This window comes from Mucilaginibacter gotjawali, assembly GCF_002355435.1.
Classification (GTDB): Bacteria; Bacteroidota; Bacteroidia; order Sphingobacteriales; family Sphingobacteriaceae; genus Mucilaginibacter; species Mucilaginibacter gotjawali.
Genome location: NZ_AP017313.1, coordinates 2,780,677 through 2,798,605, shown reverse-complemented (window position 1 = coordinate 2,798,605; position 17,929 = coordinate 2,780,677). Strand labels below are relative to the sequence as shown.

Sequence of the window (17,929 nt, the reverse complement as noted above, 5' to 3'; positions counted from 1 at the left end):
TTTAGTGAATTGGTCGTTTCCTTCGCGTCGTTAGTCATTAAGATAGTCTTAATTGCCAACTACTACAGCTCAACTGCCTACTCACTTCTAAGGCTCTTTACCGGGTTACTTAGCGCTGCTTTTATAGCCTGGAAACTTATGGTTAATATTGTTATCACCAGGGCTACAACGGCTGCCAGCATAAATACGCCGGGGCCTATGGTAATGCGGTAATCGTATTTGCGTAGCCAGTTGCCTAAAAAGTACAGGGCCACCGGGCATGCAATTACGCAGCTGATCATCACCAATAAAATAAAATCTCTTGACAGTAGCAACCAAACCTGGGTGATGGACGCACCCAGCACTTTGCGGATACCAATTTCTTTGGTACGTTGCTCAGCAACGTATGCGGCCAGGCCAAATAAACCCAGGCACGAAATAAAAATAGCCAATCCGGCAAAAATACCGGCGAGCTTACCCACAAGCACTTCCAGGTTAAATTTGCCATTGTATTCGTCGTCAACAAACCGGTAGCTAAAGGGATAAGCCGGGTTATACTTGTCGAATATTTTACCGATCTTTTCAATAGCGTCGTGGGTGTTTGTGCGCTGCGATAGGCGGTACAAGGCGAAATTACTGCCACGTCCGTGAACAAAGACGGTTGGCTCAACGGGGGTGAATGGCGATTCCATCAAAGCGTCTTTCACAACACCCACTATTTTCGCCTGGCCGTTTATGCCATCAAAAGTGACTAACTGATTAAGCGGCTCTTTCAAACCCATGCGCCTTACTGCGGCTTCGTTTATAATAATATTCGAAGTATCAGCGCTCCAGTTAGTCAAAAAATCACGACCTTTAGCTAGTTTCATCCCTACCGTTTTAAAATAACTGTCGGATACCGATACCGCGCCTACATTTATACCGAGTTCGCCAACACCCTGGCCCGGCCATTTTTCGATACCTGTATGCCAGTATACGCCGGTTATGGGGCTTGATGCCCTGGCCACGCTTTCAACGATTCCCGTTGCAAGCAGGTCATTTTTCAATGCATCGTAATGATTATTTAAATCATCGCTCATGTCCGTTGTAACCAACCTGTCCGCGCTATATCCGGTTGGCCGGTCTTTAGCATACTGTATTTGCTGGTAAACAATAATGGTGCTGATAATTAAAGCTATGGAGCAGCTAAACTGAAGTACTACCAAAATCTTTCGTGGCAGCGCGGCTGCTTTGCCGATTTGTATAGTTCCTTTTAATACTTTAACGGGATTGAATGACGAAAGATAGAATGCAGGCCGGCTGCCTGCTAACAAACCTGTGATTAGTACATACAGGATCATCACAATCCAGAATAATGGGCTCGAATAGGCTATTCTTACCTCACTACCTGTAAGCGAATTAAATGATGGCAGTGCCAATTGGGTAAAAAGCACAGAGAATAGGAAAGCAATAAAGGTAATCAGTACAGACTCTGTTAAAAACTGGAATATCAGGTCTTTACGCTGCGAACCTATAGCTTTTCTTACGCCTACTTCTCGCGCACGTTTTTCGGACCTGGCGGTTGACAGGTTCATAAAGTTGATGCAGGCAATAAGCAATACCAATATCCCGATAATGCTGAACATGCGTACATAGTCTATAAATCCGCCAACTTCCTTTCCGTTCTTAAAATCAGCATATAAATGCCAGTCGGCCACCGGGTGCAAAAGCACCACTGGTTTAACAGGACGCATCTTTGGACCGCCGTTATAAACAATATTCCTGATTTTTGGCGCCAGCGTTGCATAATCTACGCCGGGTTTAAGCTGTACAAATATCTGGAAGGAGTTATTGTAGTACGTGCTTCTCGCATTTTTCATCCAATCCTGGGTCGCCTCGTTAAAGCTGAAAGGCATCAGGTAATTAAATTGCAGCGTAGAGTTCTTCGGTATATCGTTCATAATACCCGTTACCTTTAAATTATATTTATTGTCAACCTTAACCAACTTCCCCATCGGGTCGGTATTTCCGAATAACGCTTTTGCGGTTGATTCGGTTAATACGATAGAAAAGGGATCTTTCAAAACATCATTCTTATTTCCTTTTATCAGGGGGTATTGAAACATTTTTAAAAAATCAGACCCAATGGCAGCGCCGTTCATATAAAGCTTTTTGGTGCCGACTAACAAATCATGCTGACCCATCCAATCAGTTTCAGCAACATATTTCACCTCAGGATATTCCTTCCTTAATACATCGGCTATTGGCAGCGAAACCGCCTGTTGAGTATGTTCGCCTTCGTGCGGATCAGTGAAATTTAACTCGACCTGGTAAAGGGATTTATAATCCGGCAGGAATTTATCGTACGAAAATTCATTTGCTACCCACAGGCCTATCAATAACGCTACGGCCATACCTGCAGCCAGCCCTAAAATGTTTAGCGCACTGTAAACCCTATTGTTTACCAGGTTACGCCATGCAATTTTTAAATAGTTCTTTATCATGATTAAATCAATTATTGAACCTGCCTGCCGGAAGGCGGGTGAGTGAATTATTGAATTGATTGTGTGTTTATTGCGCCTTAATTTTACTTAATTTAAAACCGCCTATGGCAGGTGGCTTATTCACTTTTTAAACTCTTCACGGGGTTGCATAACGCTGCTTTGATGGATTGAAAACTGATAGTGAGCAAAGCGATTAAAATAGCACCCGAGCCTGATAAAACGAAAATCCACCAACTGATATCCACGCGATAAGCAAAATTCTGCAACCATTGGTGCATAAAGTAATACGCTATAGGTGAAGCAATCAGTAATGCAATTACCACCAGTATTAAAAAGTCGCGGCTAAGCATCGTAACTATTCCGGAAACGCTGGCACCTAAAACCTTACGGATGCTGATTTCCTTTAAACGTTGCTGTGCAGTAAAAGTAGCCAACCCAAATAGCCCCATGCAGGAGATAAAAATGGCTATCAGCATCGCTGTATTCATTAATTGACTTGTTTTTTGTTCTTTATCATACATTGCAGCTATTGTATCGTCAAAAAAGTGATATTCAAATTTATCCTCCGGGTAAACTTGTTTCCAGGCGATTTCTACCCTGGATATCGTTTTCTTAAAATCGACTGCCTGTTTTCCCTGTGTTGCCAATTTCAAACTAATGCTCCGTTCATTTCTGGACAATGAGCCCATAAAAAAAGGAACAATCGGATCATGTAATGATTGTGAATGAAAATCCTTTACTACCCCTGAAACAGGGCAGGTGTAGCCACCGATACCTGTTGTTAACAGCTTACCAACGGCATCCTCCGGTTTTATAAAACCCAACGCTTTAGCACAGGTTTCATTTATCAAAAACTCCTTCAATGTATCAGAGTGGGCAATATTTCGCCCGGCTAATAGTCTCAAGCCAAAAAGGGGTAAGTAATTTTCGTCGCAAAGATCAAACGATGCATTAATTTTTGCGCCACCCGCCCCTTTTACATTAATAATGGTACCTGAGTGACGCTGCGATGCTGGTGTTTGCTGATGCCTGCTGATGAGGGTTATCCCCGGTATTTCTTTGAGTTTATTTGCAAAAACAAGTACCCGTTCGGCTTTATTATTATAATCTGTGGGTATGGTAACTATCGCGTCTCTGTTAAAACCGAGATCCTTGTTTAAAATAAAATGTAATTGGCTGCCAATTACCATAGTGCCGATAATAAAAATCAGCGAAACGGTAAATTGAAAAATAATAAGCGTTTTACGCAGGTAGCTTTTGCGATTAAGGTTTGGCGATCCCTGTCCTTTTAAACTTAACCCCGGTAAATAAGAAGATAAAACCCTGGCCGGGTAAAAGCCTGCTAACAAAGAAGTTATGAATATAAGCAAAAACAAAAAAAGCAACACTTGCGGGGTTAATAAATGAAGTTTAACTCCCTTTGGTATGAGGGAATGAAAAGATGCAATTATTGGGTTGGTAACAACAATCGCTAAAATAACAGCCAATACCGTTACAGCGAATGTTTCTATCAAAAATTGAAAGGTTAAACTTGCTTTACTGCCGCCCAATGCTTTTCTCACACCCACTTCTTTGGCCCTGCGTAACGATTGGGCTGTGGACAGATTGATAAAATTAATAGCAGCGATAATCAATATGAACGCAGCAATTGCCATCAGTGCATAAAGGGTAGGCAGATGAGTTTGCCGGGAGTAACTATCCTGGTACAAATTATTGAAATGGATGTCGTTTATTGGTTGTAATGACAGTTTAGCCTTTGAATCCTGCGTCATATGTGCTTTGACAAAAGCAGGGAATTGTTTTTCGACCTGAGCGGCTGTTACGTTTTTGGCCAGTTTTACAAATCCTTGCGAGTTAAACTCCCACATACCCCAATTTTTCAGGTCGATGTCGTTTTTAACAAAACTGTTTGGTATGGTAGCAAACGAGATGAAATCTTTAAAAGCAAAATCGGTATTTTTGTTCCAATCCTTTACAATTCCTGAAACCGCTACCCGTAACGAATCATTATAAATTATTTCGCGCCCCATAATATCGTCCAATGGAATTGAACCGAAGTATTTATGCGCTTCCTGTTCAGACAGTACAACTTTAAATGGCCCATTCAACGCCGTCGACGGTTCGCCTTTAAGCCACTTGTATTTGAAAATAGAAAAATATTGCGGTTCGGCAATTATTACCGGCGAGGCTTCCCCTCCCTCCTTTGGCGCATCAAATTTTTTAGCAATATGGCCTCCGGAAGGCACAGACACTTTTGGAAAATAGTTGCAAAAAGTTGCAACATTTTCAAATCCGCTAAGTTCGGTTCGCAACCGTGAGGGAAGTATAGTTATCCCGCCTGCTATGTCGCTGGCGTCGCCTTCTTTAAATTGAAGGTGTGTAACTATCCTATAAATGCGCTCTTTGTCGGGATGAAACGTGTCATAGTTTAATTCAAAGCTGGTGATCAGGTAAATGATCAGACAGGCGCTAACTCCAAGAGAAAGCCCGAGTACATTAATCAGCGTGTACAACTTGTTCCTGCTGATGTTACGCCACGCGGTGATTAGGTAGTTTCGTATCATGATGTTAGTTCATTACTCATTTGCTGCGCGTCATTTGATCGCTGTCTGAACTCGAATTTTAGGAATTCCAAGAATAATCCAATACCATAAATTCTTTAATTCGATAAATTAGAGTTCCGACAATATTACTCACTCCTTAAACTCTTCACCGGGTTCATTAGCGCTGCTTTTATCGCCTGGAAACTTACTGTAACTAAAGCAATCAACAGCGCGGCCATTCCGGCAACCGCAAATACCCACCATTCGATGTCTACCCGGTATTGGTAGGCTTGTAGCCATTTGTTTACGCCCCACAAGGCAAAAGGGAATGCTATAAAACAAGATAGGCCAACCAGCTTTAAAAAGTCTTTTGATAACAAACCGGCCAGGCCCGTAACCGATGCTCCAAGCACCTTGCGGATCCCGATCTCTTTGATCCGCCGTTCAGCGGTATAAGCTGCCAGTCCGAATAAACCCAGGCATGAGATAAATATAGCCAGCGATGCAAAAACACCTGATAATTTGCCGGTTAAAGTTTCTGTTTTAAACAGTTGCTCAAAATCGCTGTCGACAAATTTGTATTCAAAAGGATAGCCGGGGTAACCGGCCTTTACAATGGCGCCGGCTTTGGTAATAGCGTCCTGTATATCCACACCTGGTTTAAAACGAATGCTTAAAATACTGGTACCGGTAGGATGATTATACAAAACCAGCGGGGCCGCCGCGCCATATATGTCGTTATACAAATAGTCTTTAAGGATGCCGATCACTTGTAAAGGCTTCGTGCCGCCTTCACGAAGGATGCCACCTACCCTTCCTTCTTTGCCCATTTGTTTGGCAAAAGCCTGGTTAATGATCACGTTATTGCTGTCAATATGCGCATCATTATTAAAATCATGACCCGCTACCAGTTTAAAGCCCATGGTGGAAATAAACTGCGAACTCACGTTTTGCCATGAGATGAGCGGATTTTTGGTTGCATCCTTTCCATCCCATGCGTAGTTATCATTATTGCTGCCAATCTCAAGCACTTTATTATCGCTCAATGCTGCGTTTGCAACGATCCCCGACCGCATCAGATCATTATAAACAGGTATAAAACCGTCTGCCTGTTTACCCTGGAGCTCAATGTAAACCAGGTTATCTTTATTGTAACCAATACTGCGGTTCTTAACATGCTGAATTTGCTGATAGATGATCACGGTACCGATGATCAAAATGATGGATACTGAAAACTGTATCACCACCAAACTTTGCCTGATAAAACCTGAAGCTGCATTTGATTTGATCTTTATGTTTTTAAGTACCGACACAGGGTTAAACGAAGATAAGTAAAATGCGGGATAACTACCTGCCAGTAAACCAGTTACAATGCTTATGGTAATTAAATACATTAAATGCGACGGATCGAAAATATCGACAGACAACTCCTTTTGTACCAGGTTATTAAAGGGTGACAATGCCAAATAAATTAACCCTACAGCAACCAAAACAGAGATAAACGACATGATAAGCGCTTCGCCAACAAACTGGCCAATCAGTTTGCCCTTGCCTGCTCCCATCACTTTACGAACGCCGACCTCTTTGGCGCGTTGCTCAGAGCGTGCTGTCGACAGGTTCATGAAATTGATGCAGGCGATCAATAAAATGATCCAGGCAATGAAAGAAAATGTTTTAACATACTGGATTCTGCCGCCATCCATTTTGCCATCGGTAAAATTGTTATGCAGGTTCCAGTCGTTCATCGCGAAAAGGAAACATTGGGTTGTGTTGGTGGCCTTCGTTTTTGAGGCGATATAGCGGCTTAATTTTTGGTTGATAACGGCCAAATTGGCATTGGGTTCCAGCTCAACAAGGGTGCGGCACCAGTTGGCGCCCCAGATATTCATCCAGGTTTGTTTATGGTCGATATTTGCCATTGGGATAAGCCATTGAAACTGATAAGTGGAGTTTTGAGGCAAATCTTTAAAAACGCCGGTAACCGTATAATTTTCCGTATTATTCAGCTTTATTAGTTTGCCCATCGGGTCGGTAGTGCCAAAAAACGTTTTAGCCATCCTTTCGCTGATCACCACCGATTTTAGCTGTGCAAATGCATTTGTTGGCGATCCTTTTGCAAACGGCAATTGCAGCATCTGAAATATTTCAGGGTCGGCCCAGTTGCCTTTTTCTGTAATCGCTTTCTCGCCCAGTGCAAATAATGCATTGTCTCCATCGCCGGTCATACGCGCTGCATTTTCGATGCCGGGGATCTCCGCTTTCATCGCCTTCCACATCGGTCCAGGTGTGCCGAAAAACGTGCTGATTTTGCCATTATAGGTTTGATTTTCATAAACCTTGTACAATACATCGCGTTTGGGGTAATTGTGGTTATACGTTATCTCATCCTGTACCCACAAAAATATCAGCGAAGCACATGCAATCCCGATTGCCAGCCCGGCAATATTCAAAAAGCTATAGCTCCTGTTCTTTAACAGGCTGCGCAGCGTAGTTTTAATGTAGTTCTTTATCATCGTTTTAGTTCATTGGTTCAGTTGTTCATTAGTTCATTGGTGTTCGTGGTTAAAATTTGCCGCTTTGTCACCATGTAATCAAAAACTCCCCGCTGCAAACTGCCTACTCCGATTTAAGGCTTCTCACCGGGTTAACCAAAGCCGCTTTTACGGCTTTATAGCCAACAGTCACCCAGGCTATTACAGCCGAAACCGCAATTGCAGCTATAAATATCCAGGCGTTCATTGTTATCCGGTAGGCGAAGTTTTGCAGCCAGCCCGTCATAATGTACCATGCGGCGGGTACAGCTATTACAAAGGATATGGTGATCAACACCATAAACTCTTTTGAAAAAAGAAAAACGATACTGCTTACCGATGCGCCCAATACCTTGCGGATGCCTACTTCTTTGGTGCGTTGTACGGCCATGAAGGACACCAGTCCATATAATCCCAGGCAGGAAATAAAAATGGCTATGCAAGCGAATATTTTGTATACCAAAGCTAACTGGTTTTCCTGTTTATAAAATTTGGCGATGTTATCATCCAGGAAAAAGCCATTGTAAGCATATTCAGGATAAGTATCTTCCCACAGTTTTTGAACGGAGGCTACTGTTTTGGCAAGGTCTTTTGTTTGAATCTTGACGGCTACTTCTGATTCATATATTTTTTGCGGATAGATGATGGTTGGTTTTACCACTTCGCGAAGAGAGTTGGTTTTAAAATCCTTAACCACGCCTGTGATGGATGCCCAGGTAGCATTACCTAAACTTATGGTTTTTCCCAGTGCATCCTCCGGATGCCGGATACCGAGTTTTGCCATCAGGGTTTCATTAATCACCACCTGGCGCATGGTGTCTGCGGCTTCGAAACCTTTACCTGCAATAAAATGAAGTCCGAATGTTTTAAAATAGTCGGCATCTCCAATTTTAAGATATAAGTGAAAACCGGGATCTTTTTTTGAATGGTTAAAATAAAAGTTGGTGGAGCTGTTATTATCTGATGACGGCGCATCAGAAGTAAAGCTCGCCGAAAGCACCGCCGGATTTTGCAATAACTGCTGTTTAAACCCATCTATTTTACGCTGGCTTACACTGTCTGTATATCCCGGAATAATTAAAACCGCGCTTTTATCAAAGCCCAGGTCCGCTTTATTGACAAAGTCCATTTGATTTATGGCGACGACAGTACCGATGATGAGCAATTGCGATATGCCGAATTGCAACACCACCAGGGCTCTGCGCAATGGAACACCGCCAACCGATGCAGCCGTGATCTTATTTTTTAAAGCCAAAACAGGTTTAAAGCCCGAAACAATTAAAGCCGGATAAAGGCCTGATAATAAAACAACGACAAGGGTTATCCCCACTAAAAATAACAGGGTGCCTGTATTGATTAAACCCATATCATCAGGCACACTGGCTATGTTTTTGAGAAAAGGGAGGCTTACTTTGGCTATTATAAGCGCCAGTACGACAGCCACTAAAACAATTATGGCGGTTTCGCTGATCACCTGGATAATTAATTGCGGCCTGCTGCTGCCCAATACTTTTCGGATGCCCACCTCTTTCGACCGGCCTACCGATTGGGCAGTTGACAGGTTGATAAAATTAATGGATGCCATGATGATGATCAGCACGGCAATAAAGGATAAGGTGCGCAACGTTGACATACTGGTTACATGATCGCCAAGAGTGCTGCCGCCAAGCTGTGTATCGAAATGAAGTGTCGACAAGGGCTGCGCAACCTGGTATTTCTTGCCTGCGTTTTTATTGTTGTCAAATTGCTTGTCCGAAAATGTTCTGAATTGTCTGTTGATGGTACTTAAAGTAACATTAGACGGAAACAGCATAAACACCTGGTGGTTGCTGCTTACTGAGTTCCAGGTATTTTGGTAGCCGTAATCTTTTGGGTGTTGCTTCCATGTAAGATAGGAAATAAGTACTTTTAACGGAAAATCGCTATTTGAAGGGGCATCTTCAATAATCCCGGCCACTTTAAGGGTTAAAACGTTATCCATTTTCAGCGTTTTGCCCATTGCATTTTTCCAATCGCCAAAGTATTTAACTGCGCTGCTTTTATCAATTACAACCATATTTGGAGCCTTTAAGGCAGATGGCTGCCCGGCAAGCCAGCTGGATTTGAAAATATCAAAGTATTGGGGCTCAATAAACATAACCCCCATGTTTTCGATAAACTTTTTGTCGGTAGCAGGGTTGCCGGAACTACCCGGAACGGTAACCTGGCTGCCATAGCTTGATTGTAAACCGGCAACTTTGGCTTGCGGAAAACTTAAGCGGAATGCATCAACAGCAGGGGCTGCTATGCCCGGGTTATTATTGATACCGTCCTTATGGACCTCCTGGGTTATAATCCTGTAAATGTTTTTATAATTGGGTTGAGACGTATCGAAACTTAATTCGTATTGTATCACTATAAATATGAGCAGGCACGAAGCAATGCCAACACTTAAGCCGGCAACATTAATGGCCGAATAACTTTTGTGACGGATAATGTTTCGCCAGGCGATTTTAAAATAGTTTTTTATCATAAGCTTGCAAGTAAATAATGATACTTAAAATACATACCAAATTATTAACAAATTAATAATCAACAAGATAACAATAGTTATAATATACGAATATGTTCGTAAGTGTAACAGTACATGTACGGTTATGATACAGTTTGGTTCATGGGTAATGGATCATAGTTCATAGCGAAAAGGTTTCCTGCTATGAACTAGCAACTAAGAACCATGAACTATCTCCTACTCGTTCCTCAAGCTCTCAACCGGGTTGCATCTGGCCGCCTTTATGGTGTGATAACTTACTGCAAGCAATGCAGTAAGCATCGCAATAGCGCCGGCCGAAGTAAATAGTAACCAATCAGGTTTTATGCGATAGGCAAAATTATCCAGCCATTGGTGTATTAAATAAAACGCGATGGGGGCTGCTATAATAAATGAGCCCGTTGCCAGCACCAGCGTCCCACGGTTAAGTAAAATAAACAGGTTTGATACAGACGCTCCCAATACCTTGCGGATGCCGATTTCCTTTGTGCGGTTAAGGGTGTTTAAGCCTGATAAACCAAATAGCCCCAGGCACGAAATAATTATTGCAAGGATACATGCGGTATTGATCGTAGTCATCCAGCGTAAATAAGCATCGTAAGATTGTGCAACTTCCTGGTCCATAAAGGTATAATCAAAAGGTAAGTTGCCAGTCAGTTTGTTCCAGTTGCCTTTTATCTTTTCTAATGTTCGGGGGACGCTCTGCCCTGCTTTAATTTTCAACCAGTAACTATTATTACCCTGCGCGTTGATGGTATGATAGGCCGGTTCAATTTTTTTGTAAGGTCCTGGATATGATAATCTTTGCAAACGCCAATGATTATACCGCCCATCTGGCGGTCAAGCTCGCCAACGGGTGGCTTACCAAGCATTTTGTATAGTGTTTCGTTCACCACAACGGAACGAAACGCAAGGCTGGCTTTCTGAGATTTTTTCAGGTCAGGATAATCTAACTTTGCACTATCTGTTGTTATGTTCCTCGAAAAAGTACGCCCTTTAACAATGGGGATCTTTAAAAATGAAAAATAATTATAATCTACATTTAATGCCTGCAGCATTACTTTTTCGCCGTTTATGATGTAGCCATTAAAATTAATGCCGCCGTAATAGTATGAGCCGCTTGTCACATCAGCAATTGCGGGTTCGGTTGCCGCATAATGAAATAATTCGTCCCTTAACGTATTGGTATGCTGCTTATCCTGCCAGCTATATGGCGACCTGATCATTAATACCTGGTCTTTATCAAAACCCATATCGGTTTCATTTAAAAAATGAATTTGTTTATTGATGGCCATGGTGGAGATCACCATAATGACACAAACCGTAAATTGCAAAACAATAAGGCTTTTTGATAAAACCGGGTTGATGCGATACGCCGAAAACCCGCGCATAATATTTAGCGGCTTTAAGCCGGACATAGCCAATGCCGGATAAATACCGGCCAATAAACCCAAAATCAAAGCCAGTACAAACAAAAACAAAGCAATTGTGCCAACTGAAAAATTGGCCAGTACAATTTGAGTACCGGTAAGGCTTCCGAAAAATGGCAGGCATAAAACTGACAACAGGAATCCGGCTATCACCGCAATAAATGCCAGCAATTGTGTTTCGGTATAATATTGTGTAACGATCTGCACACGGCCTGCACCAATGGTTTTACGGACCCCCACGTCCTGTGAACGGGAAATAGCGCTGGTAAGGGTAAGCAGGATATAATTTAAACAAGCAATAAACAAAATAACCACCGTAAGGCAAACCAACTGATAAATGTTTTTTAAGTCGGTATAATGATACCATCCTGTTGCCTGGTTATAATGGGCATCGGCAAAAGGTCGTAAAATGATATGCATATCCCGGGTATTCGATTTTGGGTTATATTTCTTCATCGACAAAATCAGTGGTTTGAAATATTGTTTTGCAAAAACGTCAAGTTTCGCCTGGAATTTAGCGACGTCGGTACCCTTTTTTATCTTTAAAATAAGTGGATCGCTAAAAGAATTTACGCCCCTGTTGTAGTCATTTTGATAATCGGGATTTGATTCCATCGGCAGGATCATATCAAACTGGAAGCTTGAGTTTGCCGGGAAGTTTTTATACACCCCGCTAACCGTTAGCGGCGGCTGATTCGTTTCATTCGGCATTAAAAGTATTTTACCAACTGCGTTGTCTTTACCAAAATATTTTTCGGCAAGCCGCTCACCGATCACCACCTGGTTACGGCCCGACATTACAGTTTCCGGGTTACCACTTATTAAAGGAAAATTAAATACCTTAAAAAAATCAGCGTCAGCATAAGTTAACTTTTCCCCTTTTTCCTTAAAACTTTTTTTGCCAACTTTTATCGTTTCATCGTCTATACCGCTTAACCTCACTGCATTTTCTATCTCCGGGAAATTCCTTTTCAAATCAACCGCCAGCGCTGTTGGGGTTTGGATCATATTTTTTTGTTCTGCATCTTTCATTAAATCAGAGAAGAAGCTTTTTTGCGATTTCGCACGCAAGGAACTATAGATATCAGATTCTTCTACCCTGTAAAGCCTGTCCTGGTCGTGATGGAACCGGTCAAAAGATTGCTCGTTTTTTACGTAAAGGTAAACGAGAATACAAAATGCACTGGCCACACTTAGTCCAACCAGGTTAATTGCGGAATACAGTTTGTTGCGGAAGATATTCCGGATAGCAAGTTTTAGGTTAATTTTTATCATTTAGTTTAGCTTAGTATAGTCATTAAGTCATTTGCTGCGCGTCATTGGGTCATTGGTCATTTGCTGCGTGTGTTGGGTCATTGACTAACGAACTGAGTTGTTCCGCGTTCAATGACTAATTACGCAATACCCTTCTACTCACTCCTTAAACTCTTCACCGGATTAGCAATTGCAGCTTTTACCGCCTGGAAACTAACTGTTATCAATGCAATAAGCAGCGCAATTGCCGCCGCGCCAAGAAATATCCACCAGGAAAGCGCTATGCGGTACGCAAAACCCTGCAACCACTTGTTCATAGCCCACCATGCCAGCGGGAAGGCGATAATACTGGCAATACAAACCATCTTTATAAAATCAACAGAAAGCAGTCGCACAATATGCTGCATGCTGGCGCCAAGCACCTTCCTTATACCTATTTCTTTTACCTTTTGCTCGGCGGCGAAAGCGGCCAGGCCGAGTAAACCGAGCGCGGAGATAAAAATCGCTATCAGCGCAAACAAGGTAACCAGCACTGATGATTGCTGCTCCTGTTTGTAAAGGTTGTTGTATGTTTCGTCTAAAAAGTCGTAAACAAATGGTGTATTTGGAAAATACTGTTGCCAGATCTTACCGGCGGCAGCTATCGCTGCAGCAGTGTTTCCGCGAGTGGTTCTTATGTAGAAGCCTTCGCCGGGGTTGTCCGAAATTACCATCGGGCCTATTTTATCATGAAGGCTTTTGTAATGAAAATCTTTTACAACACCAACAATTACGCCGGTATCGCCCTGGTGGATAAAACGCTGGCCAATAACCGGTTCACGCAACCCGGTGAGTTTAACAGCGGTTTCGTTAAGCAGTACATTTTTTTTGTCTGCAATATCATCCCTAAACCATCTCCCCTCCTTGATCCGGACCTGCATCAGGTTTTGGAAATCAACATCTGCACTTAGCGGCGCAAACGACGGGTCGAAATCTTTCGGCCGTCCTGCCCAATCAAAGCCGCCCGCGCTTGCATTGCCAAAATCAACCAGCCCGCTACCTGCCATGGAAACATTTGACGTAGCATTTTGTTCTTTTAACTGTTGCTTTATTGTTTTTAGCAACTCATCGGATTTCTTAAAGTCGAAATGCGGAATCGTCCAGTACGGAAATGAAAAGCTGAAAACCTGTGACCTGTTGTAACCCGGATCCATCGTTTGCATAAAGCGCAATTGTCCGTAGATGACTAATGTACCTACAATAAGCACTACTGATATAGTGAATTGCGCTACAACCAATACCCTCCGCAGTGCTATATCCTTAAAATTGAGCACTGCTTTGCCCCTGAATACATTTAAGGGCTGGAAGGATGAAAGCAAAACGGCCGGATAGAGCCCGTTCAATAAAAATGAGATCAGCAAAGTAAGCCCTAAAATAAGCAGGATGACGGGCGAGGTAAACGGACTTTCAAACGGCTTGTCGGTAAAGGCTTTAAACCATGGCATTGCAACCTGTACCAACAATAAAGCCAGTACCAGCGCCAGGAAGCTTACCAGTAACGACTCAGACATAAACTGCCCGAATAAGTGTAAACGATCAGCCCCGACAATTTTGCGGACGCTTATCTCCTTTGAGCGAAGGCTGGCGCGTGCGGTGGTAAGGTTGACGTAATTAATACAGGCGGTGATAAGCAACAAAGCGCCCAGCACCATAAACACATTTACTATAGTGCGGTTACCATGCAGGATAGAGGAACTTTGCAAGTCGTTTTCAAAGTGGATATCCGGCAGGCTGATCAACTCAAATTTTTGAGTGCCTTTATCACCCTTTTTATTTGCGTGTACAATACTTTTTATTTTGGCGGCGACTTTGGCGGAGCTGGCGCCTGGCTTTAGTTTTAAAAAGGTAAGATAATTGTAGTTACCCCACTCCAAAGCATTCTTCTTTTGCTTGGGATCCGACAATTGTGCGGCAACCGGCATCAGCAAATTGTATTGAAAGCTTGAATTGGCAGGGTTATCTTTAACCACGGCCTGCACCTGGTAATTAACCGTATCCAGGCGCAATATTTTCCCTACAGCTTCCCTGTCGCCAAAATATTTTTTTGCAGTTGACTCCGTAAGGATCAGGCTGAACGGGTTTTTTACAAATCCGTCTATCGAACCGTCGACCACGTCGTAATGAAACATTTTAAACCAATGATCATCAACATAGGCCGATTTTTTTTCAGTGATTATCTGATCACCATAATGCATATTTAAATCGCCGTAATGCGATTTGAGGCGCGTAATATCAGCTATTTCGGGTATTTGTCTCTGCGCAAAATCGCCCAAAATATATTGCGACATTTCCCAAACCCAGGTTTCGGTTTTTGATATGGATAGCCTCACTTTTATGCGGTAAATGTTTTTTGCATCCGGCTGAAATTTATCAAAACTAAGTTCATTCTGCACCCATAGCGCAATCAGCACCGTGGCAGCCATCCCTATACCAAGCCCAGCCACATTAATAGCGGTCATTCGCTTGTGGCGCCATAAGTTACGCCAGGCAATTTTAAAATAGCTTTTTATCATGATAAACTAATTATTGATTTAGTGATTTATTGAATTGATCATTTGCTTCGCGTCAATAATACCAGCCATTAATGACTAATGACACAATGACTGATGACTTTCCCCTACTCACTCCTCAAACTCTTCACCGGGTTGGCAATTCCGGCTTTAACTGTTTGAAAACTTGATGTGATGACTGCTGCCATCAGCATTCCTATCCCACTTGCAGCAAAAATCCACCAACTTATTGATGTTCTTTCGGCAAAGCTTTCCATCCATTTATTCATCGCCAGCCACGCCACAGGCGTTACTATTACGAATGCCAACAAGATCAGAAGAACCAGCTCTGTTGAAAGTAACCTTACTATTTGAAATACAGAAGCACCCAATACTTTCCGTACACCAATTTCTTTTGTACGCTGGTTAGTTGTGTAAATAGCCAAACCCAGTAAACCGAGGCAGCTGATAAAAATTGATAATCCGGTGGCCCAGGTAAGCAGTTTTGAAGTATGTTGCTCCTCTTCATAAAATTTGGCTATGGACTCATCAAAGAAATTATATTCAAAGTCGTCATCCGGATAGATTTGCTTCCACGATTTTCCCATCGTGGCAATAGCCGCTTTCCACTCATTGCCACCCGGGGATTCCGGTTTTAACGCAATATGAAAAGTACCTGTTTGCCAGCGGTTGGTTCCGTAATAATAAGCCAGCGGTTTGATGGGCTCATGCAATGATTTTTGATGAAAGTCGGCTACTACACCCACAATTTGAAGGGATTTAACACCGTTAAAATGGTCAAGCGTTTTGCCTATAGCCTGGCCGGGATTCCTGAAACCAAGCACCTTGGCGTAATTTGCGTTTATAATTACGGATTTGGAACTGTCGCCCGCCTGCAAACCGCGACCCGCGAGGAGCTTAAGTTTATAAATTTTCAGGTAATCGGGGTCGCCGAACTTTAATTGAACCTCTGTTTTAATTTCCTTTTTTCCGTCTTTATAGGTAACCAATGTTGAGTTGGTGTTTCCGGAAGAAGGCGGAGCGCCTCCCGTACTTACCATTTCTACCTGTGGTATGGAGCGTAAAGCATTTAAAAACACCTGGTTTTTGCCTGCAGTCCGGTTCTTCCATGGTGAGTTGACAACAATGATAGCTTCTTTTTTAAAGCCGAGATCTTTGTGAAGCGCAAAATAAATTTGTTTGCTCACTAAAATCGTCGCCATTATAAAAAACTGTGCAATAATAAATTGCGTTACTGTTAACGACTTGCGCAGCCATGCATTGCGTGTTTTGCTGCTATTGGTACTTGTTTGATTTTTTAGCACAAGAGCAGGTTTGTAGCCTGACAGCATAATAGCCGGATAAAAGCCGGAAGCGAGGCTCACTACAGCTGTTAATAATATCAAAAATAGCAAAATATTAGTCTGAAGAAGGTCGGCCTTTAGCCCCTTGGGGATAAAACCTGTAAACAACTTCAATATTAAAGGGGTAGCAACAATAGAAATTATAACGGCAAAAAGTGTGATCAGGAAGGTTTCGCTTAAAAACTGGAAGATCAGTTGCCGTCGGTTACTGCCCATGGTCTTTCGGATCCCTATCTCCTTCGCGCGTTGTGTTGCCTGTGCTGTTGTTAAATTTATAAAATTAATGCAGCCTAAAATCAATAGAAATGCAGCGATGCCCAGCAGGAAATACAACGTTTTTTTATTGGCAACGCGGGCCGTAAAGTCAAATATTCCCAATTGTTCATTAAAATGGAGCTCACTCAACGGCTGTAACACAAAGTTATGTGTGGTACCCTTACTGTCGGGGCGTGGAGGGCTGGCTTTCTTTAAAATATCATTCAATTGCTTCCCGATCCGTGCAGGTGATGCGGTTGCTGATAATTTTATAAACAGTTGGGATGCTGAATTAGTGCTTTCCCATTCGTTAAGCTGTAATTGGTCTGACAGGCTTTTGTTTGCGGTGAGGGTTCCGGTACTATAGGAGATGAAATCATGAAAAGTAAGGTCGCTGTTAGCGGATAATGTTTGCACCACGCCGGTAACGGTTGTTTTAATGGTATCGTAGTTAACCACCTTACCTATTACCTGGCTGTAAGGCAACCCGGCGAAATATTTTTGGGCCTGCTCTGATGTCAACACGCATTGATTAGGAGCAATTAATGCGGTTGCCGGATTACCGGCCAACCACTTGTAGTTAAATATTTTAAAGTACGCACCATCTGCCAAAACCACATTATCCTGGTCTTTAAATCTAACGGGGACACCCTTTTTACCCGGAATAAATACATTAGGCGAAGACATGCAAAAAAATGGCGCGGTAAATTCAACGCCTGCTACCTGGCTTTTAACAGCGCCGGCCAGGGGCCCGCAAACACCACCATTAAAACCCTTTTCGCCCTGGAATGAAAAGGTACTTGACACCCGGTAAATACGATCACTGTCTTTATGGAACTTATCGAACGTAAAATCAAAATTCACAATCAAATAGATTACCAGCGCTGCGCTGATACCAATTGATAAGCCAACGATATTTATAAGCGTAAATAACTTGTGTTTCCAAAAGCCTCTGAAAGCGATTTTAAAATAGTTTTTTATCATGATTGGTTCGTTAGTTCAATTGTTCATTGGTTGAAAGTATTATAAACT

At 42.5% G+C, this 17,929-nt stretch carries 8 protein-coding genes; all 8 read right to left on the bottom strand.

What is annotated here, in order from left to right; genetic code table 11:
* Positions 1-77 precede the first annotated feature (77 nt).
* The gene (locus MgSA37_RS12490) at positions 78-2,462 is read right to left on the bottom strand and encodes an ABC transporter permease (RefSeq protein WP_096352329.1); all 2,385 of its coding nucleotides are present in this window, start codon (positions 2,460-2,462) and stop codon (positions 78-80) included.
* A 116-nt stretch (positions 2,463-2,578) separates the two neighbouring features.
* Entirely contained in the window at positions 2,579-5,026 is a 2,448-nt protein-coding gene (locus tag MgSA37_RS12485; RefSeq protein WP_096352327.1) for an ABC transporter permease, read from the bottom strand.
* Positions 5,027-5,151: 125 nt separating this feature from the next.
* Positions 5,152-7,518, bottom strand: a complete 2,367-nt coding sequence (locus MgSA37_RS12480) for an ABC transporter permease (protein ID WP_096352326.1) — start codon at positions 7,516-7,518, stop codon at positions 5,152-5,154.
* Positions 7,519-7,621: 103 nt separating this feature from the next.
* The gene (locus tag MgSA37_RS12475) at positions 7,622-10,048 is read right to left on the bottom strand and encodes an ABC transporter permease (RefSeq protein ID WP_096352325.1); all 2,427 of its coding nucleotides are present in this window, start codon (positions 10,046-10,048) and stop codon (positions 7,622-7,624) included.
* A gap of 216 nt (positions 10,049-10,264) precedes the next feature.
* Positions 10,265-10,789 carry an ABC transporter permease gene (locus tag MgSA37_RS12470; protein ID WP_096352323.1) on the bottom strand — a complete coding sequence of 175 codons (525 nt, stop codon included), beginning with the start codon at positions 10,787-10,789 and terminating at the stop codon, positions 10,265-10,267.
* On the bottom strand, positions 10,786-12,771 hold the full coding sequence (locus tag MgSA37_RS12465; protein WP_096352321.1) for an ABC transporter permease: 1,986 nt from the start codon (positions 12,769-12,771) through the stop codon (positions 10,786-10,788). Before MgSA37_RS12465 ends, MgSA37_RS12470 begins: the two co-directional genes overlap by 4 nt.
* Positions 12,772-12,905: 134 nt before the next feature.
* Positions 12,906-15,302, bottom strand: a complete 2,397-nt coding sequence (locus MgSA37_RS12460) for an ABC transporter permease (protein WP_096352320.1) — start codon at positions 15,300-15,302, stop codon at positions 12,906-12,908.
* A 104-nt stretch (positions 15,303-15,406) separates the two neighbouring features.
* A complete protein-coding gene (locus MgSA37_RS12455) occupies positions 15,407-17,881 on the bottom strand; it encodes an ABC transporter permease (RefSeq protein ID WP_096352318.1) in 2,475 nt (824 codons plus the stop codon).
* Positions 17,882-17,929: the final 48 nt, after the last annotated feature.

Excerpts from the sequence above, each read along its gene's own strand:
- MgSA37_RS12490 (WP_096352329.1), bottom strand. The coding sequence starts at position 2,462 with ATGATAAAGAACTATTTAAAAATTGCATGGCGTAACCTGGTAAACAAT.
- MgSA37_RS12485 (WP_096352327.1), bottom strand. The coding sequence starts at position 5,026 with ATGATACGAAACTACCTAATCACCGCGTGGCGTAACATCAGCAGGAAC.
- MgSA37_RS12480 (WP_096352326.1), bottom strand. The coding sequence starts at position 7,518 with ATGATAAAGAACTACATTAAAACTACGCTGCGCAGCCTGTTAAAGAAC.
- MgSA37_RS12475 (WP_096352325.1), bottom strand. The coding sequence starts at position 10,048 with ATGATAAAAAACTATTTTAAAATCGCCTGGCGAAACATTATCCGTCAC.
- MgSA37_RS12465 (WP_096352321.1), bottom strand. The coding sequence starts at position 12,771 with ATGATAAAAATTAACCTAAAACTTGCTATCCGGAATATCTTCCGCAAC.
- MgSA37_RS12460 (WP_096352320.1), bottom strand. The coding sequence starts at position 15,302 with ATGATAAAAAGCTATTTTAAAATTGCCTGGCGTAACTTATGGCGCCAC.
- MgSA37_RS12455 (WP_096352318.1), bottom strand. The coding sequence starts at position 17,881 with ATGATAAAAAACTATTTTAAAATCGCTTTCAGAGGCTTTTGGAAACAC.